Source organism: Aquimarina pacifica, from assembly GCF_000520955.1.
In the GTDB taxonomy this organism is placed as follows: Bacteria; Bacteroidota; Bacteroidia; order Flavobacteriales; family Flavobacteriaceae; genus Aquimarina; species Aquimarina pacifica.
Genome location: NZ_JACC01000123.1, coordinates 1 through 618, shown reverse-complemented (window position 1 = coordinate 618; position 618 = coordinate 1). Strand labels below are relative to the sequence as shown.

Annotated in this window: 1 protein-coding gene; it reads right to left on the bottom strand. The window is 36.7% G+C overall.

What is annotated here, in order from left to right; all coding sequences use genetic code 11:
- On the bottom strand, positions 1–618 hold a 618-nt coding region (locus DZ60_RS23825; RefSeq protein WP_034230541.1), incomplete at both ends, for a CHAT domain-containing protein.

Sequence of the window (618 nt, the reverse complement as noted above, 5' to 3'; positions counted from 1 at the left end):
GTACCAAAATCAATTGGAGTCGAATCGCCTACTAGGTAAAATCCTCCCCAATAAAAAGGAGCTGTTCTGTAAAAATCTGCAGTGGCGATGTATTGTATTTTTGCTTGTTGTAGTGCCATTGCTTTATTCATACCATCATTTAAGTTCTTATAGAAATACTGCATCAGTTCTGGAGCACTTTCGTCATGTACTTCCCAATGGCTTAGTAATAAACTTTTTGTTCCTGCATACTGAAAAGCGTTACCCAGACTCATAATTCCTTCACCTTTGGCAATTTTTCCGGTTCCTGTGTTACAGGCACTTAATACAGTAAGTTCTGCAGGGATATCTAGAGCAAAAAGCTCATGGCTGTAGAGTAGGTTGTCTTCTATAGTATCTTTACCTTTTGTGAAATAGAGTTTAGATTTTTCTGGATTTTCATTATCGACCTCTCCGTGCAAGGCAAGGTGTAAAATTTTATACTTACTTGCATTTTTTTTGAAATTAGCTTCATCAGCTTCTTTACCAAAAAAATAGTGTCCGTCAATAATGTTAGAGATTGCTCGTATTTCTTTTCGTGTGCCAGGTAAATCATCTCCTATAGATCGAAGAGCTGCTAAACTTATGTTGTTTGATGAG